Annotated in this window: 23 protein-coding genes; 20 read left to right on the top strand and 3 right to left on the bottom strand. The window is 41.5% G+C overall.

Going from position 1 to position 25,556, the window contains the following annotated elements:
* The first annotated feature begins 76 nt into the window (after positions 1 to 76).
* From AB6735_RS00350 to AB6735_RS00305, 10 genes are all read left to right on the top strand, one after another.
* Positions 77 to 787, top strand: a complete 711-nt coding sequence (locus AB6735_RS00350) for an ATP-binding cassette domain-containing protein (RefSeq protein WP_370993808.1) — start codon at positions 77 to 79, stop codon at positions 785 to 787.
* Positions 788 to 1,129: 342 nt separating this feature from the next.
* The gene (locus tag AB6735_RS00345) at positions 1,130 to 1,651 is read left to right on the top strand and encodes a hypothetical protein (RefSeq protein WP_370993807.1); all 522 of its coding nucleotides are present in this window, start codon (positions 1,130 to 1,132) and stop codon (positions 1,649 to 1,651) included.
* 168 nt (positions 1,652 to 1,819) lie between these two features.
* On the top strand, positions 1,820 to 2,356 hold the full coding sequence (locus AB6735_RS00340) for a hypothetical protein (protein ID WP_370993806.1): 537 nt from the start codon (positions 1,820 to 1,822) through the stop codon (positions 2,354 to 2,356).
* A 188-nt stretch (positions 2,357 to 2,544) separates the two neighbouring features.
* The gene (locus AB6735_RS00335) at positions 2,545 to 3,051 is read left to right on the top strand and encodes an outer membrane beta-barrel protein (RefSeq protein WP_370993805.1); all 507 of its coding nucleotides are present in this window, start codon (positions 2,545 to 2,547) and stop codon (positions 3,049 to 3,051) included.
* Between the two features lie 277 nt (positions 3,052 to 3,328).
* Positions 3,329 to 3,685 (top strand): nuclear transport factor 2 family protein, encoded by a 357-nt coding sequence (locus AB6735_RS00330; RefSeq protein WP_370993804.1) that lies wholly within the window; start codon positions 3,329 to 3,331, stop codon positions 3,683 to 3,685.
* A 189-nt stretch (positions 3,686 to 3,874) separates the two neighbouring features.
* Complete coding sequence (gene gldG, locus AB6735_RS00325) at positions 3,875 to 6,271, top strand: gliding motility-associated ABC transporter substrate-binding protein GldG (protein WP_370993803.1); 2,397 nt, start codon at positions 3,875 to 3,877, stop codon at positions 6,269 to 6,271.
* Positions 6,272 to 6,416: 145 nt separating this feature from the next.
* Entirely contained in the window at positions 6,417 to 7,541 is a 1,125-nt protein-coding gene (gene dnaN, locus AB6735_RS00320; RefSeq protein ID WP_076374842.1) for a DNA polymerase III subunit beta, read from the top strand.
* A 190-nt stretch (positions 7,542 to 7,731) separates the two neighbouring features.
* Positions 7,732 to 8,436, top strand: coding sequence for a DUF4397 domain-containing protein (locus tag AB6735_RS00315; protein WP_370993802.1), 705 nt, complete (start codon positions 7,732 to 7,734; stop codon positions 8,434 to 8,436).
* Positions 8,437 to 8,446: 10 nt separating this feature from the next.
* Positions 8,447 to 9,193: a DUF4397 domain-containing protein gene (locus AB6735_RS00310; RefSeq protein ID WP_370993801.1), complete on the top strand. Its 747-nt coding sequence runs from the start codon at positions 8,447 to 8,449 to the stop codon at positions 9,191 to 9,193.
* A gap of 146 nt (positions 9,194 to 9,339) precedes the next feature.
* Positions 9,340 to 9,993, top strand: coding sequence for a VTT domain-containing protein (locus AB6735_RS00305; RefSeq protein ID WP_370993800.1), 654 nt, complete (start codon positions 9,340 to 9,342; stop codon positions 9,991 to 9,993).
* Positions 9,994 to 10,148: 155 nt separating this feature from the next.
* Here AB6735_RS00305 and AB6735_RS00300 read toward each other — a convergent pair whose 3' ends face one another.
* Positions 10,149 to 11,114, bottom strand: coding sequence for a zinc dependent phospholipase C family protein (locus AB6735_RS00300; protein ID WP_370993799.1), 966 nt, complete (start codon positions 11,112 to 11,114; stop codon positions 10,149 to 10,151).
* A gap of 98 nt (positions 11,115 to 11,212) precedes the next feature.
* On the bottom strand, positions 11,213 to 11,419 hold the full coding sequence (locus tag AB6735_RS00295) for a hypothetical protein (RefSeq protein ID WP_370993798.1): 207 nt from the start codon (positions 11,417 to 11,419) through the stop codon (positions 11,213 to 11,215).
* Positions 11,420 to 11,534: 115 nt separating this feature from the next.
* On the opposite strand from AB6735_RS00295, the gene rpsT reads away from it, so the two are divergent.
* The 10 genes from rpsT to AB6735_RS00245 all read left to right on the top strand — a co-directional run bounded on the left by rpsT (position 11,535) and on the right by AB6735_RS00245 (position 23,164).
* Positions 11,535 to 11,789, top strand: coding sequence for a 30S ribosomal protein S20 (gene rpsT / locus AB6735_RS00290; protein WP_090529771.1), 255 nt, complete (start codon positions 11,535 to 11,537; stop codon positions 11,787 to 11,789).
* Positions 11,790 to 11,990: 201 nt separating this feature from the next.
* The gene (locus tag AB6735_RS00285) at positions 11,991 to 12,398 is read left to right on the top strand and encodes a hypothetical protein (RefSeq protein WP_370993796.1); all 408 of its coding nucleotides are present in this window, start codon (positions 11,991 to 11,993) and stop codon (positions 12,396 to 12,398) included.
* Between the two features lie 59 nt (positions 12,399 to 12,457).
* Positions 12,458 to 13,156 (top strand): DNA repair protein RadC, encoded by a 699-nt coding sequence (gene radC, locus AB6735_RS00280; RefSeq protein WP_370993794.1) that lies wholly within the window; start codon positions 12,458 to 12,460, stop codon positions 13,154 to 13,156.
* A 107-nt stretch (positions 13,157 to 13,263) separates the two neighbouring features.
* Positions 13,264 to 13,932 carry an SGNH/GDSL hydrolase family protein gene (locus AB6735_RS00275; protein ID WP_370993793.1) on the top strand — a complete coding sequence of 223 codons (669 nt, stop codon included), beginning with the start codon at positions 13,264 to 13,266 and terminating at the stop codon, positions 13,930 to 13,932.
* A 124-nt stretch (positions 13,933 to 14,056) separates the two neighbouring features.
* Complete coding sequence (gene pheT / locus AB6735_RS00270) at positions 14,057 to 16,456, top strand: phenylalanine--tRNA ligase subunit beta (RefSeq protein ID WP_370993792.1); 2,400 nt, start codon at positions 14,057 to 14,059, stop codon at positions 16,454 to 16,456.
* A gap of 142 nt (positions 16,457 to 16,598) precedes the next feature.
* Positions 16,599 to 16,889 (top strand): hypothetical protein, encoded by a 291-nt coding sequence (locus AB6735_RS00265; protein WP_090473158.1) that lies wholly within the window; start codon positions 16,599 to 16,601, stop codon positions 16,887 to 16,889.
* A gap of 20 nt (positions 16,890 to 16,909) precedes the next feature.
* Entirely contained in the window at positions 16,910 to 17,200 is a 291-nt protein-coding gene (locus AB6735_RS00260; protein WP_172336454.1) for a cell division protein ZapA, read from the top strand.
* A gap of 234 nt (positions 17,201 to 17,434) precedes the next feature.
* Positions 17,435 to 19,000, top strand: a complete 1,566-nt coding sequence (rny, locus tag AB6735_RS00255; protein ID WP_370993791.1) for a ribonuclease Y — start codon at positions 17,435 to 17,437, stop codon at positions 18,998 to 19,000.
* Between the two features lie 207 nt (positions 19,001 to 19,207).
* Complete coding sequence (locus AB6735_RS00250) at positions 19,208 to 19,750, top strand: DUF962 domain-containing protein (RefSeq protein ID WP_370993790.1); 543 nt, start codon at positions 19,208 to 19,210, stop codon at positions 19,748 to 19,750.
* 102 nt (positions 19,751 to 19,852) lie between these two features.
* Positions 19,853 to 23,164: a carboxypeptidase regulatory-like domain-containing protein gene (locus AB6735_RS00245; protein ID WP_370993789.1), complete on the top strand. Its 3,312-nt coding sequence runs from the start codon at positions 19,853 to 19,855 to the stop codon at positions 23,162 to 23,164.
* Positions 23,165 to 23,754: 590 nt separating this feature from the next.
* Here AB6735_RS00245 and AB6735_RS00240 read toward each other — a convergent pair.
* Positions 23,755 to 25,509 (bottom strand): lysophospholipid acyltransferase family protein, encoded by a 1,755-nt coding sequence (locus AB6735_RS00240; protein ID WP_370993788.1) that lies wholly within the window; start codon positions 25,507 to 25,509, stop codon positions 23,755 to 23,757.
* Positions 25,510 to 25,556: the final 47 nt, after the last annotated feature.

Genomic DNA, 25,556 nt, shown 5'->3' with positions numbered 1-25,556 from the left:
GTCAAGAAACAAGAATCAAGACAAGAAACCAAAATCTCATATCTCAAATCTCACATCTAAAATCTATTTTTACGCCATGAGTATCCGGGTTGAGTCCTTGTTAAAAGTTTACGGAACGCAAAAAGCGGTTGATAATATCAGTTTTAGTGCCGGGCCGGGTGTGCTGGGCTTTTTGGGCCCTAATGGTGCGGGAAAATCCACCACCATGAAGATCCTCACGTGTTTTATCCCGCAAACATCGGGTACGGCATCGGTTTGTGGCTTTGATGTCATCGCTCAGCCGCTGGAAGTGCGTAAGCGTATTGGTTATCTGCCCGAAAGCAACCCGCTGTATCTGGATATGTACGTAAAGGAGTCATTAGGCTTTATAGCCGGTATTCATAAGGTACACGAGCCCGAAAAACGAATAGCCGCTATTATTGAACAAACAGGCCTGGGCCCCGAGCAGCATAAAAAAATAGGTCAGCTTTCAAAAGGGTACCGCCAAAGGGTGGGACTGGCACAAGCCATACTCCACAATCCTGATGTACTGATACTGGACGAGCCCACCTCCGGACTTGATCCTAACCAACTGATCGGTATCCGGCAGTTGATTCTGGAGCTGGGAAAAACCAAAACCATCATCCTCTCCACCCATATTATGCAGGAGGTAGAAGCCGTATGTAATAAAGTAATTATTATTAATAAAGGTAAAATTGTGGCCAATGATACCTTACAGGCCCTCCGCCAAAAAAATAAGGATAATACACTGGAGCAAATATTTATATCACTTACCGGCGATAATTAATATTTTTTATTTTGAAATAAACTTTTATTTTTGTGCCGCCTAATTACTTTATTGACGAATAAAATTGATACTAACTCCCTGCCGCCCAAGGTGAGTACCTATATTATTCTATTGATTATTACATTATTTTACTAATTAAGCCGATACAAGAGCACCGCCGCCCTGGGTGTGTATTCCATATTATTCTATTGATTAATATGCTAAAATCACGTATTTAATAAAATATTTAAAAGAGTTTGTAACGTTTGCTCAAGAGCTGCGTCTATATTCTCAATAAAAAACTGCGTTATAGGAAAATCCTATTAACGTTGTGTTAACAAACAAACATCAATCTAATAAATTATGAAAAAAGTTCTATTAGCCTTAGCTATTATTGCTGGCACAGCATTCACAACCTTCGCGCAAACCAAATCTGGCGACAGCGGCAAATTCAGTATCGGCGTTGACGCCGGTCTTCCACTTGGTAGTACGAAAGATATATCTTCTTTCGCTATAGGTGGGTCTCTTAAATATGAACTTCCTATTGCGACAGGTACACTTTTTACAATTTCAGGAGGTTATACCCGCTTTTTATATAAAAGCGAATTTAAAGATGCCTTAAAAGCATTAGGTGTTAATAAATCCGGTGAAGGTTTTATTCCGGTAAAAGCTGGTATTAAGTATTATATCGAAAATGGCTTTTTTGCTGAAGGCCAATTAGGTGCTGTATTTTCTACAGAAAGCGGCGGTGGTACTGCATTTGCATACTCTCCAGGTGTTGGTTATACCTTTGATGGAGGCTTTGAGGCAGGTGTTCGTTATGAAGGTTGGTCACACAATGGTACAATTAGTCAGGTTGCTTTGCGCTTAGCTTACCGTTTCTAATCCGAAAATTAACAATTAAAATTGATGTAAAGCCCGGGGATATTATCTCCGGGCTTTTCTATTGAAAATATTTTTTAGCGTATTAAACGTTGAGCAGTTGTGTGCGTCAAACAAACCGACAGCGGGTAAAAAAACAAGCCCGAATTAATCTTATTACAAAATTATTTTATGAAAAAAATCCTATTAGCCTTAGCAATTATCGCAGGCACAGCTTGCACAACTTTCGCACAAACCCATTCAGGAGGTGGCGGTAAATTTAGTATTGGTTTGGAGGGTGGCTTGCCCGTGGGCGATGTTCACAACTATGCTGATTATATTATCGGCGGTTCGCTCAAATATGAGTATCCTGTTGCCGATAATTTATTTATTACAGCATCGGCCGGTTATAGCAGCCTGCACGTTAAGAGTTTCGACTACTCCTATAACGATCCGAATTTCAGTTACCAATTTCATAGTGACGGCGGCACTGCCGGTATAATACCTGTAAAAGTGGGCGCCAAATACTATTTTGACGGGCACTTTTTTGGTGAAGCACAGGTGGGTGCGGCCTTTGGTACCAACAGTGGCAGTAGTACCTTATTCGTTTATTCGCCAGGCATTGGTTATACTTTTGCCGGTGGTTTTGAAGCAGGCGTTCGTTACGAGGCCTGGTCAAACAACGGCACAATCGGTCAGCTTGGTTTGCGCTTAGCATACCGTTTCTAATAAAAAATAACAATTAAAATTTAAGGAGAGCCCGGAAATAATATTTCCGGGCTTTTTTTGCATTGGCGCTAAAGAATATAGGCTTTATTTGGAGTATTATGGCGGGTAAGCGCTGCAACTATTTAACATGGGGCAAACAATATGTTTACATGACTGTATTGATAGAAATCACACAAACTAAAAAAATCATGAAAAAAATTCTATTAGCCTTATTCATTATTGGAGTTACAGCCATGCAAAGCTTTGCGCAATCCAGAGGCAGAAGCAACGGAATATTCAGTATCGGTTTTGAAGCCGGTTTACCTACAGGCGATGCCCATCACTTTTTTGGTTCGGTATTAGGCGCCTCGCTTAAATATGAACTTCCGATTGAGCGAAGTACCTGGTTTACCATATCAGGTGGTTATAACTCTTTCCAGCCAAAAGGAGCATACAGCGATTTCGGTGGCCCTGCCATCAATGCCATTCCTTTAAAAGTAGGTATTAAATATTACTTTGACAGGAACTTTTTTGCTGAAGGCCAAATAGGCGCCGCGTTTTATACCGGAGATGTCAGCGGCACCGCCTTTGCCTATTCGCCGGGTATTGGCTATAGCTTTAGAGAAGGTTTTGAGCTTGGCCTCCGTTACGAAGGATGGGCAAAAGATGGTACGCTTGGCCAGGCGGGGTTGCGTTTGGCTTATCGTTTCCGGTAAGAGCAAGATTGAAAAAGAGTCCTGAAATAGCTAACATTTCAGGACTTTTTGTTTTGTTTTAGAAAAACATCTGCACGCTGATTGCGTGTACTAATGATGGTTTATATATAAACCCACTTTAAGAAAATTCCCCATTGGTTTTGTTGAAGTAAATAAGTCAATAAAGGGTACAGGAACAGTATATCAATTGTCGTAAAACACCCTGATAATGTCAGTTTGAGCCCCTCCGCCCGCTTTGTATAAGGGCTAACTTTGTTATGAACAAAATCAAATGATCATGACAACTAAAGAAATTGTGCTACAGGTTATCGATGCTTTCGATAATAATGACGTAGATAAAATATTAAGCCTTTTTGCCGATGACGTAATATGGACAATGAAAGGTTCAAATATCACGGTTAGCAATGGGAAGGATGAAGTAGAAAAATTTTTAGGCGCGATGGAAGATATCAAGATCGTTTCATCAACCCGCGATCATATCATTGTTGATGGTAATAAAGCCGCCGTTGATGGCTTTATACAATGCAAAGGCAAAAGCGGCGAAGAAATAAATATGTACTATGCCGATTTTTACGAGCTGGAAAATGATCAGGTGAAAATAGTTACATCATACATAGTTGATAAAAAAGAATAAGGCAAAACTGTCTGAATCAGAATTAAAGGATTAGCAAAATAAAATTCATTAATCCCGGTTCAGAACAAACAATGTTCATCCTGTGAATTCTTTAATTCTGTAAATTCTGATTCAGACATATTACGCAACTGCCCCTTTGCTTTAGCCCAATAATATTGTAATTTCGGCGCTCAACACCCGATCAAGAAAGTGCTTAGTATCCTTAAAAAAGAAATCGTTTCTTACCTCAGCTCATTGGTGGCCTATGTTACCATTGGTGTATTTTTATTGGTGCTGGGTTTGTTTTTATGGGTATTCCCAGATTCGAGCATTTTAGATTACGGCTATGCCGGGCTCGAAAGCCTGTTCAGTACCGCGCCATACCTGTTCATGTTCCTGATACCGGCCATCACCATGCGATCATTGGCCGAGGAACGCAAGGAAGGTACTTTTGAGCTGCTCTTCACCCGCCCGCTTACCGACTGGCAAATTGTATTGGGAAAATACCTGGCCAGTGTACTGCTGGTGCTTTTCGCTTTGCTGCCTACGCTGGTTTATTATTTTTCGGTAAGTACACTGGGTACGCCACAGGGCAATATTGATACCGGGGCGGTTATTGGCTCTTATATAGGTTTATTTTTATTGGGTGCGGCGTTCGCTGCTATCGGGCTGTTCGCGTCATCTATTACCAAAAACCAGATCATCGCTTTCACTGTGGCGGTTTTCCTGTGTTTCTTTTTTTACAGTGGATTTGATTCGTTGAGTCAGCTATTGTCGTTACAAGATCTTGGTTTGCAAAACCTGGGTATTACCGAGTATTATCAGTCCGTAGGCCGAGGCGTGCTGGATACACGCGATCTGGCTTATTTTATCGTAGTAACCGGTATATTTATCTGGCTTACCCTTTTCGTGATCATCCGTCAGCGTAAAAAGAAACTGCTTTCGGCTACCATGATTGGATGCCTCGCCGCCTTATTGGTTGTGGCTGTTCTTGGAAACATTACTTTTACCCGTTTTGATTTTACAACCGAAAAACGTTATACGCTTTCGCCCATCAGCAGGCAAATTATGGATGGTTTACAGCAACCGGTAAAAGTTACGGTGTATTTGCAAGGAGGTAATTTACCAGGCGGTTTTAAACGGCTGCAGGGTGCTACGCGCGATATGCTGAACGATCTGCAGGCCTACAGTCACCGCAAGTTGCAGTTTGAGTTTGTTGATCCCCTGAAAAATCTATCCGGCGATCAGCAAAATGAGGCTATCCAAAACCTGGAAGCCAAAGGCATCGAACCCACCAATCTGAGCGTAAAGACTGACGACGGCGTATCGCAAAAGCTGATCTTCCCGGGCGCGCTGGTATCGGTCAACGGGAAAGAGATCGCCGTGAAATTATTACTGAGCCGCATAGGGCTTTCGCCCGATGAAGTGTTGAATAACTCCATCCAAAACCTGGAGTACGCCTTTTCCTCAGCCATTAAAAAAGCAACCAGCGGGGGTAAGCCCCAGATTGGTTTTACTGAAGGACATCATGAACTTAGCGACCTTCAGCTCCATTATGCAAGGAAGGATTTAGAAGATGGTTTTACGGTTGGGCGTGTAAATTTGAATAACATCGCATTTGACAGCCTTAAAAAAATAAAACTGCTGGTGATACCCAAGCCCGATAAAAAGTTTACCGAACTGGAAAAATTTAAGCTCGACCAATACATTATGCATGGCGGCCGTGTGCTGTGGACGATAGACCAGGTAAGCGCCGAACTGGATAGCCTGCGCGGGCATGGCGGCGAACAACTGGCCTTTGCCAAGCAACTTAATCTTGACGATCAGCTTTTCCGTTACGGTGTGCGGATCAATTACGACCTGATTGCTGATATGAACTGCTCGCAGATACCGGTGAGTACCGGCAGCGTAGGCGGGCAGGCACAGATACAAATGCTGCCCTGGTTGTTTTACCCCATATTTATTCCACTGTCTAAACATCCAATAGTGAAAAACCTGGATGGTATCAGCAGTGAGTTTGCCAGTACTATTGATCTGCTGGATACCAAAGACGTTAAAAAAACAATCCTGCTTACTTCGTCGCCTTATAACAAAAAGATGAGCGCGCCGCACATGCTGTCGTTACAGGCTTTGGAGCAGGAACCGAATCCTAAAGATTTTCAGAGCCCGCAAAAAACGGTAGGGGTGTTGCTTGAAGGTAAATTTGTATCCGACTGGCGCAACCGGCCGCTACCCGAAGGATTAACCGAGCAGGTAACTATACAATCTGAAAGCGAGCCTACTAAAATGATCGTGATCAGCGATGGCGATATTTTGAAAAACCAGGTAGGCAGCGATGGCTCGCCATATCCATTAGGCTATGATCATTATACCCAGCAAACCTATGGCAATAAAAATTTGCTGCTGAATATTGCCGATTATATGACCGACGATTCGGGCCTGATAGCGCTGCGCACCAAAGAGATCCAGATACGCCTGCTTAACCGCGCCCGTATCCGTAACGAAAAAATGTACTGGCAGCTGGTAAATACGGTTGGCCCTTTGCTTTTAGTGTTAATATGTGCTATTTTTCAACATTACATCCGTAAACGGAAGTATGCGCATTAAATTTTATATTTTTGGTAACACTTTTAGCCTCACCCTACCCTCTCCAAAGGAGAGGGTGAAAAAGAGAGAAGTTAATGTCCTCTCCTTTGGAGAGGATTTAGGTGAGGCATAAATTTTATATTTTTGATTGATTAAATACACCCATATGAGATTTATTGTTTCTACATCAACATTACTCAAACAACTGCAGGCTGTAAGCGGGGCTTTAAGCAATAGCACTGTTTTGCCTATACTGGAAAACTTTTTGTTCGAGATAAAGGATGGAAACTTAACCATTTCTGCAACCGATCTGCAAACCAGCATGACCACGTCATTGGCTGTTGAGGCTAAAGAAAATGGCCGCATTGCCATACCATCGCGTATATTATTAGAGACCCTAAAGTCGTTACCGGAGCAACCGGTAGCTTTTTCTGTAGATGATACCACGTTTGCTATTGAAATAAACGCGGGCGACGGAAAGTACAAACTGAGCGGTGAAAATGGCGAAGATTTTCCAAAGATACCGGTAGTGGAGAACGCATCATCGGTGAACCTGCCTGCATCTGTTTTAGCCGAAGCGATCAACAAAACCATCTTCGCGGTAAGTAATGACGAGTTGCGGCCGGCTATGACCGGTGTATACTGCCAGTTAAGCACCCAGCACCTTACCTTTGTAGCTACCGATGCGCATAAATTGGTGCGTTACCGTCGTAAGGATGCCAAAGCAGCAAGCACCACCTCCTTTATATTGCCGAAAAAAGCGTTAACCTTGTTAAAATCGTCATTGCCAACTGATGATGTGAATGTATCGGTAGAGTATAATTCTACCAGCGCGTTCTTTAAGTTTGGCAATATTAACCTGGTATGCCGTTTAATTGATGAGCGATACCCTGATTATGAGGCAGTTATACCTCAGGTAAACCCAAATAAATTAAGTATCGACAGGCTTACCTTCCTGGGTTCATTGAACCGTGTGGCTATTTATGCCAACAAAACCACTCACCAGGTAAGGCTTAAAATAAGCGGCAGCGAGCTTAATATATCATCAGAAGATATTGACTTTGCCAACGAAGCACATGAGCGTTTAAGCTGCCAGTACGAGGGCGAGGACATAGAAATTGGCTTCAACGCACGTTTTTTAATAGAAATGTTGAAGAATTTAAGTTGCGAAGAAGTATCTTTGGAAATGTCGACACCAAACCGTGCCGGATTATTGTTACCACAAGGTGGCGATGAGAATGAAGATGTGCTGATGCTGGTGATGCCGGTGATGCTTAATAGTTATGCTTAAGTGTAAACTTAAATTATAAATCCAAAACTAAGTCCGGCTTTAAAAACCGGACTTTTTTGTTCGCCATGGATAACAAAAATGGCGGGATGCAGTTATATAGATTGATTTTTAGTTAGTGATTTAGTGAATTAATGATTGGGATATCTTTACTCACTAAATCGCTAATTCACTAAATCACTAATTTGCTCGTATGAATATCAGGATCAAAGCTTTTACTTTTATTATAGCATCGGCGATGTGCTGGGCATCCTGTAAAAAAAATAATGACAGGCCTACGTATCTGCCTACTACCAGTGTTAATGTGATCAACGCGTCAAACAATATAATTAATTTTTACCAGAATGGTACCCGGATCAATAATACTTCAAGCTACTTCCCTGGCGGTACGCTGGGTAATTTAACGGTAAAAGCAGGCCTGCAAAACTATCAGATTAAGTTAGCAAGCCCTTCAACACCTAATCCGTTATTTACTTTACCGCTTACGCTTGATTCGGGAAAAGTATATTCATTATATGTGAGCGGACAAACACCGGAGAGTATTTTTTTTACTAACGATACAGAAGTTGCCGATAGCAAAGTTGCCAAGCTCAGGTTTGTAAATGCTTCGCCGGATGCCGGGCCTCTCGTGCTTGCTTTTGTAACCCCTGTTACCCAGGTAAGCACTCCCCAGTTTAGTAACATAGCTTATAAAACAACAACTGATTTTTTGAATGTTACGCCAAGTACAACAGGCTCGCTTATTTTAAGTGTTTACCAGGCCGGGTCTGACATAAGCACCGCCAGAAAGGACACGGTGACAGTTAGTACCGGCAGAATTTATACAGTAGTTGGTTATGGTACTATAGGTTCCGGTGGCAACCAGGCAATTAGCACCAGTTTAATAGTTAATCAGTAAATTAAAATTAATGACTAAACCTAATAAAAGCAGCTTCCTGGTTTCCTTACTTTTGATCACCGCTGGTACTTTGCTGCTGCCATTTATATCATCATGTGGCAAAGGCGCCAATGCTAATCCTACCGGCTTGAATACGCAGTTACAGATTATTAATTTAAGTCCGGACATACAGCCGGTAAATTTATATCTCAATTTTATCAAGGAGAGTACAACAGCCTATACCTACCCAACCGGTTCAGGTTATTTTTTTATATCAACACTAACGCCGCCGTTGCAGTTGCGTTCGGCAACACTGGCCCCGGTAAATCTGATTACTATTAATAGCACGCTGAAAGCTAATTCAAAATATACTTTGTTTATTACGGGTTTTAAAAGCGATAGTTCTATAAAAAAATCCATTTTGCTATTGGATACGGCAACTGTTCCTCCATTAGGCCGGGGCATAGTACGGTTTGTGCACTGCTCGCCGACATCAGCCCCGCTTGATTTGAAAGCTAATGGTACCAGTGCAAAGCTGTGGACAAACATCGCCTTTGATTCGGTATCAAAATATGTTCAATTGCCGGTGGGTAATTATAACTTTACTATTAACCTAAATGCCTCGCAGGATAATGTTCAATTCCAGTTGCCCAACGTTACCATACAGGATGGCCGTGCGTATACTATCTATACACAGGGAATAGTAGGCCGTACAGACTCTGTTGCATTTGGAGCGGCTGTACTTACTAATAATTTACTGCTTAAGACTAATCGTTAAGGGTAAGTATCAAGTAGTTAGTATCAAGTATCAAGATTTTTTACAAATGCGAACTATTGTGTTTAAGAAGTCGTGATACTTGATACTAACTACTTGATACCTGATTCTGATTTATATTCCTATTTTTAGCCAAAATTTGAAATACCGTGGAAGTAATAAAAAGCATTATCGACTTTATACTGCATATTGATGTGCATCTGAGCCAGATCACCAGTGATTACCGGGGCTGGACCTATCTTATACTGTTCGCGATCATTTTTGCCGAAACCGGTTTTGTGGTTACTCCCTTTTTACCCGGCGACTCGCTGCTGTTTGCCGCCGGAGCGCTTATTGCAGGTGGAAAATCCGGACTTGAAATATACCTTTTAACCATCATATTAATAATTGCTGCTTTTTTAGGGAATACGGTTAATTATTTGTTAGGTAACTATTTAGGACCGAAGGTTTTTAAGGAAAACAATAAGATACTTAAGTTAGACTATTATTTAAAAACTAAAGCCTTTTTTGATAAGCATGGTGCAAAGGCTGTGATCTTTAGTAGGTTTATGCCAATCATTCGTACCATTGCACCTTTTGTTGCAGGTGTAGGTCGTATGCCTTTCCTAAAATATAGTTTGTATAACATCATTGGAGGAGCATCCTGGATAATCCTTTTTCTTTTTGCAGGCTTATGGTTGGGTAAGGTGGAATTCTTTGCGAAACATTTTTCATTAGTTGGTGTCGCTATTATCCTAATATCTATAATTCCGCCGATTTATGCGGCTATAAAAAGCAGGAGAAGCAAAAAAGTGTTGGTATAACGCCTGAATAAGTTTCGAGCTGCGCTGTTCGAAGTCTCTGACTTCGAACCACTATGCCGGTAGTTTGTAACTACCGGATCGTTTTCTGTAGTCTGAAGACTACGAGCATAATCATTCGAAGTCAGAGACTTCGAATAGCGGACAAGTATTGTGACTTATTGAGGTGCTTGATAAACACATTTCCCAGCTTTGTACATCGCCTCTTCGTGCTGTAGATTAATACGGTCTTCCGGGCTTAGCGGTTGCGCTATCAGTTTGTTCAGGTCAGGCTGCCCGGCATCTACCCAGGCCGAATACCAGAAACTTCCAACAGAAAGTATCGATGCCCGCATTTGTCGCTCTACCATGCCTTTCAGCATTTTCTGATAAGCATGGCTGTAGGCAACAGAGTAATCATTAAGCTTTCTTTTACCTCGCATCCCCAGGCTGTACTTTTTATCCGGCGGGAAATTTTTGTTGATTATCCGTTCAAACCGCAATACCGAATCGACGCTTTTGAAGGATACCTGGCAAATTTTAAATGCCTCGGTAAGCGGGTTATCAATATAACGGGTCCGACCAGCAAATAGATGGTATTGTTTGATAAACAACTCCGGCAGGCGGGTTTCCCACAAGCCATGTATGCCAATCTGATCGGTCAATTGCCCATCATAATTTAAGGTAAGGTGAAGCGGCACATGGGCATCGGCAACGTAGTGACCTAAGTTGGCTGATATGTTGAGTATGGCCGTGGTGTCATGGGCCTTAAATGCCCTTACCAGTTTATAATATTGGTATTGAATGGTCCAGGGAACAGTGCCATATTTGTCCAACGTATCGGCAGAATATTTGGCCGCAGCGTCGGCCCATCGGCGGGGCATAGCAGCAAAAGGCTTTTTGCCATAATGGTCGGCATCAAAAAAATGATGTGGGATCTCGGTAGAGTCTACATAGCGGCGTTTGTCGGCGCTTACGGCATGTTCTGTAATGTAACCGATGTTGGCCTTATAAAAACCAGCCATGCCTTTAGGGAGTGTAAAAACGGCCAGCCTGTTAATGCGGTAATGCGCAAAGAAACCCCATGACGAACACAGCAGTATTAAACCAATGCCTGATAAACCTAAAATAATGCGCCGCTTCATGAAGGCATAAATATGGCGTTTAGTTTTGAAGTTTTGAGTAGTAAGTTTTGAGTTTTATTAGCTATTACAATCTCCCCCCGTAAACCTGGTGTCATAATTTATAGTGATCTTCCATCCTGTTGATAACTGTTAAAAAGCGTTTGCAGATCATTGATCATAGGCTCATATCCAGTATCATCTTTGGTTGGCATGTATGGCGAGGAAAGCAGGCGGCGTTTTAATCCCTCAAAATTAAATACCTGCATGTTTTCAAATACTTTGAGCTCAAAAGGTTCATCGCGTGGCTTAAATAATTCAGTCAGCACTATTGGTTAAATAAAGCTTTAAAACTTTAATAAAAAAGCACTTGCATATTTAAATTTATCAGCATATATTTGCAGTCCTTAAAATAAATAGAAAAAAGAATAACAAAGCTATACAATGGCAAATCATAAATCGTCTTTAAAAAGAATCAGGGCAAACGCTGCGAAGCGTCTGCGTAACAGGTACCAGGCTAAAACAACCAGGAACGCTATTAAGAAATTAAGAAACACTACTACTAAAGCTGATGCAAGCGCACTGTTAGGTAAAGTGATCTCTATGTTAGACCGTTTAGCTAAAAAGAATGTTATTCACAAAAACAAAGCTTCGAACAATAAATCAAAGCTTACTAAATTTGTTAATGGCTTAAGCTAATCGCTTAACTAAAAATATATAAAAAGGGTTGTACTGAATAGTATGACCCTTTTTTGTTTGGTTTGAAAATCATTATTACACGCGTCATTGCGCGGTACGAAGCAATCTCTCGCAGGCGGCCACAAGCTATATTGTAAGGTTAGCAGACTAAAAGGCTAACTTATTCATATATTTAAGCCACCTAACCAGTGGCTTTTTATTATGAAAATCACAATCAAAAAATTACTTATCTTATTAACTATAACATTAGCTCCTTTTTTTTTGAGAGCGCAAAATACTATCGGAAAATCGAGAGAGGAAATTCGAAATATCATCCGATCAAATCCCAAATTTAAATTATTAGTAGGAGACAATTGCGATACCTTGGTCTTTGCACAAGGTATGCAAGCAATTTTCGAGTATAAGAATAATCTATGTTATAAATCTATAAGTGTTTTGCCTTTACAATATATGCCTTCAATTATAGGAAAGATGACAACTGATTCTTACAAAAAAATAAATGATAATACCTGGATAGATTCTAAAGAAACAATACAAGTGGCCATTACGATTGATAAAAAAAGAGGAGTTTTTATTGTAACAACTACGTCCTATGAAAAAGTAAAATAAATTCAAACAGAGATACTACCTCTTTTTTGTTTGGTATTTTTTTTCCATACATTAATACCGTGGAAAACTACAACGAAAAGATCAGCATTAAATCATGGGCCGAGGAAGACCGTCCGCGCGAAAAACTGAGCACCCAGGGTCGCCGTGCGCTGACCGATGCCGAACTGATCGCCATCCTGATCGGATCCGGCAGCCGTACCGAAACTGCCGTTGAATTAAGCAAACGCATCCTGCACCATTATGAAAACGACCTGAACAAGCTGGGTAAAGCTTCTATCAGCGAACTTTCCAAATTTAAGGGGATAGGAGAGGCCAAAGCTATCTCCATTATTGCTGCGCTGGAGATCGGTCGCCGCCGCAACGATACCGAAACCAAAGCCATTGAATATATCAACAGCAGCCGCGATGCCTATAATATTATGCGCCGCCACTTGATGGATCTGAACCACGAAGAATTCTGGATCCTGCTGGTTGGTCGCTCACAAAAGGTGCTGGCTAAAGAACTGGTAAGCAAAGGCGGATTATCAGCCACGGTAGCTGATCCCAAGATCATCTTTTACATGGCCCTGCAGCAACAGGCCAGTGGTATCATATTAGTTCATAATCATCCATCGGGCAATCTGAAACCCAGTCACCAGGATATCGATCTCACTAAAAAAATAAGTGCTGCCGGTCGCCTGCTGGATATCAATGTGCTTGATCATTTGATTATAACTGATAATGGTTATTACAGCTTTGGGGATGAAGGAGTGATTTAGATTTAGGATTTTGGCTGATTGATGACGGGGTTTTATTATATTTAACGTGTGTATCTTGTTAGCTTCCGTAAAGGCGCGACATTTAAAAGGATACCTGCCTTAACTCAATGAAACTGATTACAAGTGTGCTGTTATCTACGCTATTGATACTAAGTGGTTGCAGTAAAACCCAAGAAATACCTGACGCTGAAATCGGGAAAGGTATTATTACCTGGGGCGATAGTTTAACCCAGGGCGCAGGAAGCACAGGCGGTAATAATTACCCCATGATATTGCAGCAACTATCATCAATAAAAGTACTTAATGAGGGGGTTAGCGGGGAAACGAGTACAGGCATACGTGATCGTATGGTGGGCGCGCCTAAACTTTATAAATACCCGGTGGTTATTTGGGCTGGAAGAAATAATTATTTAAACCCCCAAAAGGTAAAGGATGACATTGATGTTATGGTTACCAGGCTCAGACATAAACATTATTTGGTATTAAGTATTTTGAACGCGGATAGGGAAACAGAGATTAAAGGATCTAACTATTATAATGTTATTAAAGAATTAAATGCCGATCTGGCAGCTACCTATGGTGACCATTTTATTGATATACGAAGCTACTTGGTGTCAGAATATAATACGAAGGATCCCTTCGATATTGCGAATTTTAATAATGACGTAACACCCCATACTTTACGCTCTGATAATCTGCATTTAAATAATGCGGGCTATAACCTGGTTGCAAAGAAAATATATGAGCGGATAAATATACTCAGCGCTGGCCTGTAAACCTATTGACCGGCATAATATGGAATAGTGGTGATTTACCCATATCAAAAAATACAATTAAATCCCAAATCCCAAATCCGGCATCCGAAATCTTTATATCTTTGCCGATTATCATTGCTGAATAATGAAAATCTCATATAACTGGCTTAAAGAATTTATAAATACAGATAAAACCCCACAGGAAATCTCTATTATCCTTACCGGTACCGGTTTGGAGGTTGAGAGCCTGGAAAAAGTACAAGCTATCCCCGGCGGACTGGAAGGCCTGGTGATCGGTTACGTTAAAGAATGTACCGATCATGCCAACTCCGACCACTTGCACGTAACTAAAGTTGATGTAGGCGGCCCGGAAGACCTGCAAATTGTTTGCGGCGCTGCTAATGTTGCGGCCGGGCAAAAAGTGGTAGTAGCTGTGGTTGGTACTACCGTATACCCGGTAACCGGTGAGCCGTTTGCGATCAAGAAATCAAAAATACGCGGCGAAGTATCCGAAGGGATGATCTGTGCCGAGGACGAAATAGGATTAGGCACCAGTCATGATGGTATTATGGTATTGGATGCCGATGCCCCGGTTGGTACTTTGGCTAAAGACTATTTTAAGGTGAACGACGATTATATGTACGAGATAGGTTTAACACCTAACCGTGCAGATGCCGCCTCGCACCTGGGTACAGCCCGTGACATTGCCGCTTTTTTAAAGCTCACTATTACCCGGCCGGATGTAAGCGCGTTTAAAATTGACAATACCAGCAGAACGGTTGAGGTTGTGGTACAGAACGAACAGGCAAGTCCGCGGTATTCTGGCTTAACCATGACCGGCCTTACGGTAAAGGAATCACCGAAATGGCTAAAGGAACGGTTGGCAGTTATCGGCATCCGCTCTATCAATAATATTGTGGATGTTACCAATTATGTACTGCATGAATTGGGGCAGCCGCTGCATGCGTTTGATGCCGACGAAATAAAAGGCAACAAAGTACTGGTGAAAAACTATCCGGAGGGAACCATTTTTAAAACACTGGACGATGTAGACCGCAAGCTATCAGAAAACGACCTGATGATAGGCAACGCCGAAGAACCTATGTGTATTGCCGGTGTATTTGGCGGTATCACTTCGGGTGTTAAAGCATCAACCACCAGCATTTTTTTGGAGAGCGCTTATTTCAATTCGGTATCGGTACGTAAAACGGCTAAAAGACATGGCCTAAAAACCGACGCATCTTTCCGGTTTGAACGAGGTACTGATCCGGATATGACCGTTTTTGCCTTGAAACGCGCCTCCTTGCTGATACAGGAAGTTGCGGGTGGTGAAGTATCGTCAGAGATTTTTGATCATTACCCTGCACCTGTTGCGCCGTTTGCTTTTGATGTAAGCTATAAAAACATCCACAGGCTGATAGGTAAAGCTATCCCGCACCCCGAGATCAAGGCCATTATTGAGGCATTGGATATTAAGGTGGTTAATGAAACGGAAGAAACGCTTTCGTTACAGGTACCTCCGTATCGTGTAGATGTTACCCGCGAGGTGGATGTGGTAGAGGAGATACTGCGTATTTACGGATACAACAATATCGAAATACCAACTCAGATCAGGGCATCGTTAAATAATTCGCAACGGGCCGAGAAGGATACGGTACAAAACCAACTGTCGGACTTGCTTACTGCCAATGGTTTTAACGAGATACTATCAAACTCCCTAACCAAATCGGCTTATTCAGATAATCTGGATACTGCCGTAAAAATATTGAACCCGCTAAGCAGCGACCTAGATGTAATGCGCCAAACCATGCTGTACTCAGGTTTGGAAGCCATTGCTTATAACCAGAACCGCCGTGCTGCTGATTTGAAGTTTTATGAGTTTGGCAAGGTTTACAGTGTGAAGGATGATAAATATAACGAGGTACAACGTTTCTCGGTATTTTTAACCGGTGCAACTACTGCCGAGCAATGGAACCAAAAACCAAAGCCGGTATCTTTCTACAATCTGAAAGCTATTGTTGATGGCATTTTGGAGCGCCTGAATATAACCGGTTATGCGGTAGAAGATGCTACCTGCAAAAAAATGGCTTATGGCCTGCAATATATGCTGAACGGCAAACAGCTGGTTAAGTTTGGCGCGGTTGCCGGCGAAGCTTTGAAAAAGGTTGATGTAGATAAGGAAGTGTTTTATGCTGACTTTAATTTCGACCTGATTTTATCTGCAGTGCGCAAAAACAAGATCGTTTACCAGGAGGTTTCTAAATTCCCGGCGGTAAGGCGCGACCTGTCGATGCTGATAGACAAAGCCGTTACTTTTGGTCAGTTAAAACAAATTGCCCTGAGAACCGAACGCAAGCTGTTAAAAGAAGTTAGTGTATTTGACGTTTACGAAGGAGATAAACTGCCGGCCGGTAAAAAATCATACGCATTAAGTTTCATCATTCAGGACATCGAAAAGACCCTTACCGACAAAGCGATTGATGCCATTATGCAAAAATTAATTTATAACTTAGGTAAAGAAGCCGGAGCAGAGATCAGGAAATAAAGAAACCTCTAAATCCTAATTTCTAAACTCTAAAATAAAAAGCATAAACGTGAATCTCACTTTTAGAATTAGAGTTTCGGATTTAGAAATTGGGTTTTAGAAATTAGAGTTTAGAAATTAGGATTTAGAGTTTAACATATACATGGCCTCAGTAGCAGAACAGTTAAATAAGATTGTAGATAAAACCGAACGGTTAATTGAGCTTTGCGCTGCTTTACAGGAGGAAAACGATCTGTTAAAACTGGAAAGCGAGGCTTTAACAGTGGCCCTTGATGCCAGCAAAAACAAGACAAAGGAGCTGGAAGAAAAGCTTCGTGTATTGAAGCTTGCAAAATCATTTTCAGAAACAAATGAAAAAAGTCTTGATATAAAGCAAAAAATTAACGACTTTGTGCAGGAAATAGATAAGTGTATTGTGTTATTGAAAAAATAACACAAAAAGTGAAAAGCTCAATGGGAGAAATCTCAATAAAAATAAATATTGCTGACAGAGTTTACCCTTTAAAGGTAAACATGGAGGAAGAAGAAATAATACGCAGGGCGGCTAAACTGATCAATGACCGGATAAAGGAATATCAGGAAAACTACGCGGTACGGGATAAGCAGGATCTGCTTTCGATGGCGGTGTTGCATTATGCTACATCATCATTAAAAGCCGAAAAGAAGGTCACCGTTGAAGATACCGATATTGCCGAAAAGGTTTACCAGTTGGATCATTTGCTGACTGAATTTTTCTCAAAGTAATTAACGTTCTTACATAAATACAGAGCACAATTAAGATTTAACCGCAGTTAAATTTTAGGTTTCACTATTAAAAACTTAACGCTTCAATATTAAGCGGATCAAAGAGGCATGCGTTACTCGAATAGTATTAACGTAACCATGATCCCCAATATCCGAAATGAAGTTTTTAAATACATGATACTTAAAAGTTAGTTGCGGTTTTTTTATTTATATAACCTTACACCCTAAAAGAAGATGGACATATTACTATACGGAATAATCGGACTATTGCTCGGCGTTGGCCTGGGCATAGTTATCGGTCGCTTCCTGCTACGGAAGCTATTTAAAGACCAGGAGGCATCGGCCCAAAATAAAGTGAAAAAGATCCTGAAGGATGCCGAAAACAATGCCGAGATATTGAAGAAGAATAAACTGCTGGAAGCCAAAGAGAAGTTTTTACAAATGAAGGCTGAGCATGAGCAGGAAGTAACTAACAAGAACAACGCCATAAACCAGCGCGAAAACGGTGTGAAACAAAAAGAACAGTCGCTAAACCAGCGCCTGGAAAACATGAACCGCAAGGAAAGTGAGCTGGACAACATCCGTAAAAACCTGGAAAAACAAACAGAAATTGTTGTTAAAAAACAGGAAGAAGTTGAAGTACTGAAAAACGCTCACGTACAGCAACTGGAAACCATTGCCGGTTTATCAGCCGATGATGCACGTAACCAATTGGTAGATACCTTGCGCGAAGAAGCCCGTACCAAAGCGATGATCCAGATCAAAGACATTGTTGACGAGGCGAAACTAACTGCAACCAAAGAAGCTAAAAAGATAGTTATTCAAACCATACAGCGTACCGCTACCGAAAGCGCTATTGAAAATACGGTATCGATATTTAACATTGAGAACGACGAGATCAAGGGCCGCATCATTGGTCGCGAAGGCAGGAACATCCGCGCGCTGGAAGCAGCAACCGGTATCGAGATCATTGTTGATGATACGCCGGAAGCCATTATTCTTTCGGGCTTTGACCCGGTAAGGCGTGAGATTGCCCGTTTGGCTATGCACCGCCTGGTAACCGACGGTCGTATACACCCGGCGCGTATTGAAGAGGTGGTTGCTAAAACTAAAAAACAAATTGAAGAAGAAATAGTAGAAATAGGCGAGCGCACAGTAATAGACCTGGGTATCCATGGTTTACACCCGGAACTGATCCGGATGGTGGGGCGGATGCGTTACCGCTCATCATATGGGCAAAACCTGTTACAGCACTCACGTGAGGTGGCTAACTTCTGTGCCACTATGGCTGCCGAACTTGGCCTGAATGTAAAAATGGCTAAACGTGCAGGCTTGTTACATGATATAGGTAAAGTACCTGATGATAACCCGGAGCTGCCACACGCTATTTTGGGTATGCAACTGGCCGAAAAGTATAAAGAGCATCCTGAGGTTTGCAACGCTATAGGCGCTCACCACGATGAAATTGAAATGACTTCAATGTTATCACCTATCATTCAGGCATGTGACGCGATATCCGGGGCACGTCCGGGTGCACGCCGCGAGGTGGTTGAAAGCTATATCAAACGTTTGAAAGAACTGGAAGAATTAGCTCTTTCGTACCCAGGTGTCGAAAAAACATTCGCTATACAGGCCGGTCGTGAGCTGCGTGTGGTGGTTGAAAGCGAAAAGATAACTGATGCACAGTCTGAAGTACTGGCAGCGGATATCTCAAACCGTATCCAAACCGAAATGACCTATCCAGGCCAGATCAAAGTTACCGTGATCAGGGAAACCCGCTCGGTAGCATTTGCTAAGTAGGGGAAGAGATCGAAGATTTTTGGAGCAAGGAACAAGGAGTAAGGAATAAGAATTCTTACTCCTTGTTGCTTTTATCTCGGTCCTTGTTCCCAAAATCTTTGTTCTTTGTTCCAATTGTTCTTGTTCCTAAAATCTTTGTTCCTTGTTCCAAAAATCCTTGCTCCAATCTTGACTCTTGACTCTTTTCCCCGTATATTAGATTAAATTATGGCCTCCAGTAATATATCAAATACTTCGCAACATGGCGCCGGCGATGCTAACCCCATCCGCCCGGTTGATATTTATTTTGCCAAATACGCCGAAAGTCATCATAATAAAACCAATGAGGCTATCCATTTTATCTGTATCCCGCTTATCGTGTTCAGCTTGCTGGGGTTGGTATGGTCAATTCCGTTCCCTTACCTTAAATTCCTGGGCACTTATAATGGCGTATTTAACTGGGCATCCTTTTTAATCGCCTTCAGTATTTACTATTATCTGAAACTATCGCCGGTACTGTCCTACATTATGCTATTGATTTTATTTGGCTTTAGTTATGGCATTATCCAGTTGGAACATTGGCACCAGGCCGGTGGCCCCGCCTTATGGCTGGTTTCGCTCATTATCTTCTTTATATCCTGGATAGGGCAGTTTATCGGACATAAAATTGAAGGGAAAAAGCCATCATTTTTAGATGATATTAAATTCCTGCTTATCGGTCCCATTTACCTGCTCCATCTGGTACTTAAAAAGTTATCTGTTAAGTATTGATAAACAACTTTTACTTAATGTTAACAAAAAGGATTAAATATAATCCTGTGTTAACATGCTGTTAATATTGTAGCTGAACCTTTGTGTTTTAAAAACACACAAATGAAAAAGCTTTACTTTATCCTTTTATCAGTGCTGATTATTGGGGTTGCTAATGTTGCCAAGGCGCAAATTACAACCTCGGTAGTAAGCGGAAAAGTTACCGACCAAAAAGGCGTTACCCTGCCTGGCGTAACTGTAACTGTGCTGAGTACCAGTACTGGAACACGTTACGGCGCCCAAACTAACTCCGACGGTCGTTTCACTATCACCAACATTAACCCAGGTGGTCCTTATACCATTTCGGCCTCTTTTGTTGGATTTAAAAAAGACGAAAGAACAAATATTACCCTGAGCTTGGGTAGTACTACCCTGAACTTCGCCCTTGCCGATGAAACAACTACCTTAAAGGAAGTAAAGGTTACAGGTTCAGCAGGTGGCACCAAAACAGGTGCGGGCACCCGCATCAACCAAAACCAGATCCGTACGCAACCTTCTATTAACCGCAGTTTGCAGGATCTGACCAGGAATACGCCTCAAAGTAATAACAACTCATTCCAGGGTACCAACTACCGTTACAATAACGTAACGCTGGATGGTGCTATCAATAATGACGCGATTGGTTTCAGCCCATCATTAGGTGGTCAGAACAACGCTTCGGGGCAAGTAGGTAGCAGTACCCGTACCAGCCCGGTATCATTAGATGCGATACAGGATATCCAGGTGTTGGTTGCTCCTTATGATATTAAAATTGGTAACGTATTGGGTGGTAGTATCAACGCCGTAACCCGCAGCGGTACTAACGATTTTACCGGCTCGGTTTACGGTTTTGGCCGTGGCTCATTTATGGTAGGCGCCAACAATGCTGCTGCTGCTGCCGGCGGTGATGGTTCAAAATTATCTGATTTTCATGATTACCAAACAGGTATCCGTTTAGGTTTCCCGATCATCAAAAACAAATTATTCTTCTTCACTAATGAAGAGATTGCCCGCAGACAAGATCCTGTGATCAGAGGTCTTGATCACAATGGCTCGCCTAATATATTAAGTCAGGCGGATGGTGATAAGCTTGTCGCTGCATTTAAAGCATATACAGGTGGAATTGATCCTGGTACATATAACAATACCACTATTTTCTCAAACTCCAACAAGTTCTTTAACCGTTTGGACTGGAACATTGATGATCATAACCAGTTAACCATTCGTAACAATACTATTATTTCAAAAGCGACTAACCTGGAGCGCGATCAGCAAAACTTCCGTTTTAGCGGTATCGACTATACTTCACATAACAACTCCACGTCAACAGTGGCCGAGTTAAAATCGAGATTCTCCAACAGTGTGAGCAATAGCCTGGTATTGGGTTATTCAAACGTACATGATTACCGTGATCCTAACTCAGATCCGTCATTACCACAGATCGAGATCACTGGTCGTAAACCTGGTACCACCATATTTATGGGTACCGACCGTGAGGCTGCTATTTTTGATATGCACCAGAAAACTGCTGAGTTTACCGATAACTTAACCTGGACAAAAGGTAAGCACACTTTTACCTTTGGTACACATAATGAGTTTTATAACATTACCTATAACTTTGTAAACTCATGGAATGGCCGTGTAGCTTATAACAGCATAGAGGATTTTATTAATAACAATCCTGCACGTGTACGTACAAACTTTAATTACACTAATAATACCCGTGATTATATTTTGGCTAATCCATCGGCCAAGTTTAATGTTAACCTGCTGAGCTTATACGGACAGGATGAAATTCAGTTGACAGATAACTTTAAACTGACCTTGGCCTTACGTGCTGATTATGCAGATGTGCCGAATAAACAACCCCTGAGCGATAAAACAATAAATGCTCCGGTTGATCCTAACTACGGTACTACTTACACCTATACCAAACCAAAAGACATCAAACAAAATTACCTTGGTAATATAGAGTGGAATCCGCGTGTGGCATTTAACTATGATGTGCTTGGCGATCAAAGCGTTATTTTACGTGGTGGTAGCGGCTTCTTTACCGGTCGTGTTCCGTTTGCATGGTTTGGTTACGCCTTTTACAATAATGGTAAAACTTACGGAGCATATGACGTAAAAGCGCCAAGCTCTGGTATATCAGGCCAAACAGCAGGTACAAATCCGGTACAGACTGCTCCAAATGGCGAATTAAATTACGTTAACAAGCAAGTGCCTGCTGTTAATACTTCTGCGTCTGGTGCAACCCAGGTGGATATGATTGATAATAACTTTAAAATGCCACAGGTTTGGAGAAGTAGTTTAGCTGTTGATTATACTACCGATGATCAGTGGAAATTTACCGGTGAAGGTATTTATACCAAAGTTATTCATGATTTGAAATTTCAACAGGTAAACACGCTTGATCAGGTAACTTATTATCCTTACGATACCCAGCACCTGCAGCCTATATTTAATAACACTGCCACCGCTACTAATAAGGGTAAAATAAATCCATTATATACTAATGCTTACCTGTTATCAAATACCAGTGAGGGCTATCGTTATAGCTTAACAGCACAGGTAGCTAAATTCACTCAGTTTGATCCAAAGAATGCTTTAAATGTTTCTGTTGCTTATACCTATGGCCATTCAAAAGATGTTACCAACGGTATCCGTAACTCGATGGAATCAAACTGGCAGTTAAACCAGGCTTTAAATCCTAACAACCCAGGCTTAGCTAATTCAAACTTTGATATCCGTCACCGTATCGTTTCAAATTTGAATTTCAAACATGATTGGGATGCTAACCATAATTATCCGGCTAATTTTACCTTCTTCTTTAGCGCGCAAAGCGGTAACCCGTATACTTTTGATACTTACCCAAATGCTATTGACGGAACAGGCCAGCAGTTAAGCTTAGCTTACATCCCGAAAAGAGGTGAAACAGTTAATTTCTTCAATGATATAGTAGGTGGCCAAACTGCAGCGCAACAAGCTGCGGCATTTGATGCCTTTATTGATAAGAACAAATATTTAAGCTCACGTCGTGGTCAGTTTACTGAACGTAACGCTGCGTTTACTCCATGGAATAATCAGCTTGACTTCCGTTTTACACAGGACTTTAAATTTGGTGGTAAGCACAAACAGATGATCACATTTACTTATGATATCATCAACCTGACCAACTTACTGAGCAAAAAATGGGGCCAGTATTATTTCTCAGCTAATACATTCAACTCTTCAGCAAGCGTTGGTTTAACACCGGCAAAAGGTGGAACCCCATCGTTTGAAAATGCTGGGACAACTTATCCGAAATATACATTTGCTGATCCAGGCTTACCATACTCTGTTGATTTGTTTGCATCACGCTGGCAAATGCAGTTTGGTATCCGTTACAGCTGGTAACACCGAACAAAACTCAACTAAAACAATAAATAAACACCCTGCCGGTAAAATGGCAGGGTGTTTTGTTTTTGTCTGAATCAGAATTGGCAGAATTAAAGGATTTTCAGAATTTATTTGGCTATGGGTTATTATTTTACAAATTCTGTCCTTAGCGCAAGTCTTGTGTGCTGCCAGCAGGGTGAGGACTTGTGCTTATTAAATGTCACAAGTAAGCCATTGCCCGTAAGCTATAGCACAGGCTTGGGTCAGGAGGGTTGTTATTTTGCAAATTAGTTAATTCTCAAAACTCCAATTCAGGCAAATATTTCGTATCTTTATATCAGTAAACAGCCCGGCCTCCAAATAAAGGAGAGCCGGGCTGTTTGGTTAAAGAACAAGAGCGGCCAAAAACCGATCGTTTGGGATATAGTTATTTGAATGGCAATAAACTAATACTTTTTAAAGCTTTCAAAACCCATCAAAAATTTGTTAAAAAGTGTTAAAATAGCATTAAAGCTTTGTCAAAACGCATAAAAACCAGGCGCGTTTACTCTGTTTTTGACTAAAAATTGTTAAAATTTAAGGTTTAAAAAGTTTTGGCCCATCGTTAACTATAGATTTTTGCCCAGTTTTTCCAGAATATCCTGAGGTACCTTTTCCAGGTCGAGTACCAGGAAACCATCCAGGCAATCGGCAAATTTGGGATCGATATTAAAACTGATGATCTTGGCGTTTAGCGCGATGTACTGGCGTAGCAGTACCGGAACTTTCATATTGCGGGTTTCCACTTCCGATATCAGGTTGTCTAGTCCTTTGAAAGTATCTTCGCCGGCCATCAGCAGGTCGGTATCTATTTTGGCAAAATCAACCTTGAATTTCTTGCGCGGTTTTACATACTGCGCCATTTCATGGTCAAAATGGTTACGGTTGATGTAATCAACAATAAGTGACTTTGAGAACTTGGAAAATGAGTTACTGATACTTACCGGCCCGATAAGGTAACGGTATCTTGGATTATCGATCAGGAATTTTAAAATACCTTTCCACAGTAAAAACAGCGGAAGCGGCTTTGTCTGATACTCCTTACGGATCCATGAACGGCCCAGTTCAAGGCTCTTGCGCAATACCGGGGTAAACTGGGTTTTAAGTTTGAACAGTTCAGTGATATAAAAGCCGTTTTTGCCTACACTGTAGAATATCTCATCGCCCAAACCTATGCGGTAGGCGCCTACGATCATTTTAGCTTCAAAATCCCAGATAAACAGATGGTTATAGTAGATGTCATATTCGTCAAGGTCAATGGCTTTGTTGGTACCTTCACCAACTTCTCTAAAGGTGACCTCACGGAGGCGGCCTATCTCCCGTATAACATTTGGGATGGTTGAAGTTGGTACAATAAATACCTCATAGTTCTTTTCGATCCATATCCTATAGTTTTCGCGCAATGGGGCTATTTCTTTCTCCAATATGGTCGAATCTATTTCAGGGGCCACAGCTTCTGGCAGGCGCTTTATTTTAAAGAGGTTACGTGGGCTGAATAACTTTTTCTCTTCCTCCAATCCAGTGCCGAGGGCATAGGTGCGGGCACGTAAAAAGTTAAGTAGTTTGGCGCTGTTGTTATAATCTGGTATATCCTCTACATTAATAGGCTTGCCTATACGTAGTTTAATTGTATGGCCATGCTTGTTAAACAACTCCGATGGTAGTTTGGCCGTACGAAGAGCCGGATGTATCAAACTAAGTAAATTGAACAGTAAGCCATTGTTACCATGAAAATAAATCGGAACTACTGGCACTTTAGCCTTGGCTATTATTTTGCCCACAACCGGGTGCCAAAGGCGATCGGTAACCTGCTTTTGTTCAACTTTAAAGGTGGATACTTCACCTGCCGGAAAAATACCGATAGGGGTACCATTATTCAAAAGCTCCAGCGTATTTTTTAAGCCACTGATGCTGGAAGAGTGTTCTACGTTTTCAAAGGGATTAACAGCAATAAAATAATCACTCAGGTTGGGGATCTTCTTGAGCAGGAAGTTGGCCATCAATTTAGCATCGGGCCTTACCATACATAATATTTTTAAAAGAACCATGCCCTCAATACCACCATAAGGGTGATTGGCAATGGCGACAAAAGCTCCAGTCTTAGGTATATTTCGTAGCTCGCGTTCGTCAAATTCAATATCAATTCCGCAACCCTCTAAAATGGCATCAACAAACTCCGGACCCTCCTTAGGTTGCGCCTGTGCAAAAAGCTCGTTAACCTGGTTAATTTTCATGAGTTCCATCAATAAAGCGGCCAGGCCCGGCATTTTCAACTTATCCAGTTTGGTGGCTTTGGCAAACTCTTCGGTGGTTATTACTTTCATTTTTTATAAAAAGGGGTGTTTTAATTAACTTATAAATATCCTGAAAA

The organism is Mucilaginibacter sp. RCC_168 (assembly GCF_041355315.1).
Taxonomy (GTDB): domain Bacteria; phylum Bacteroidota; class Bacteroidia; order Sphingobacteriales; family Sphingobacteriaceae; genus Mucilaginibacter.
The sequence above is the reverse complement of the archived record's forward strand: the minus strand, read 5'-3'. Positions and strand labels throughout refer to the sequence as shown.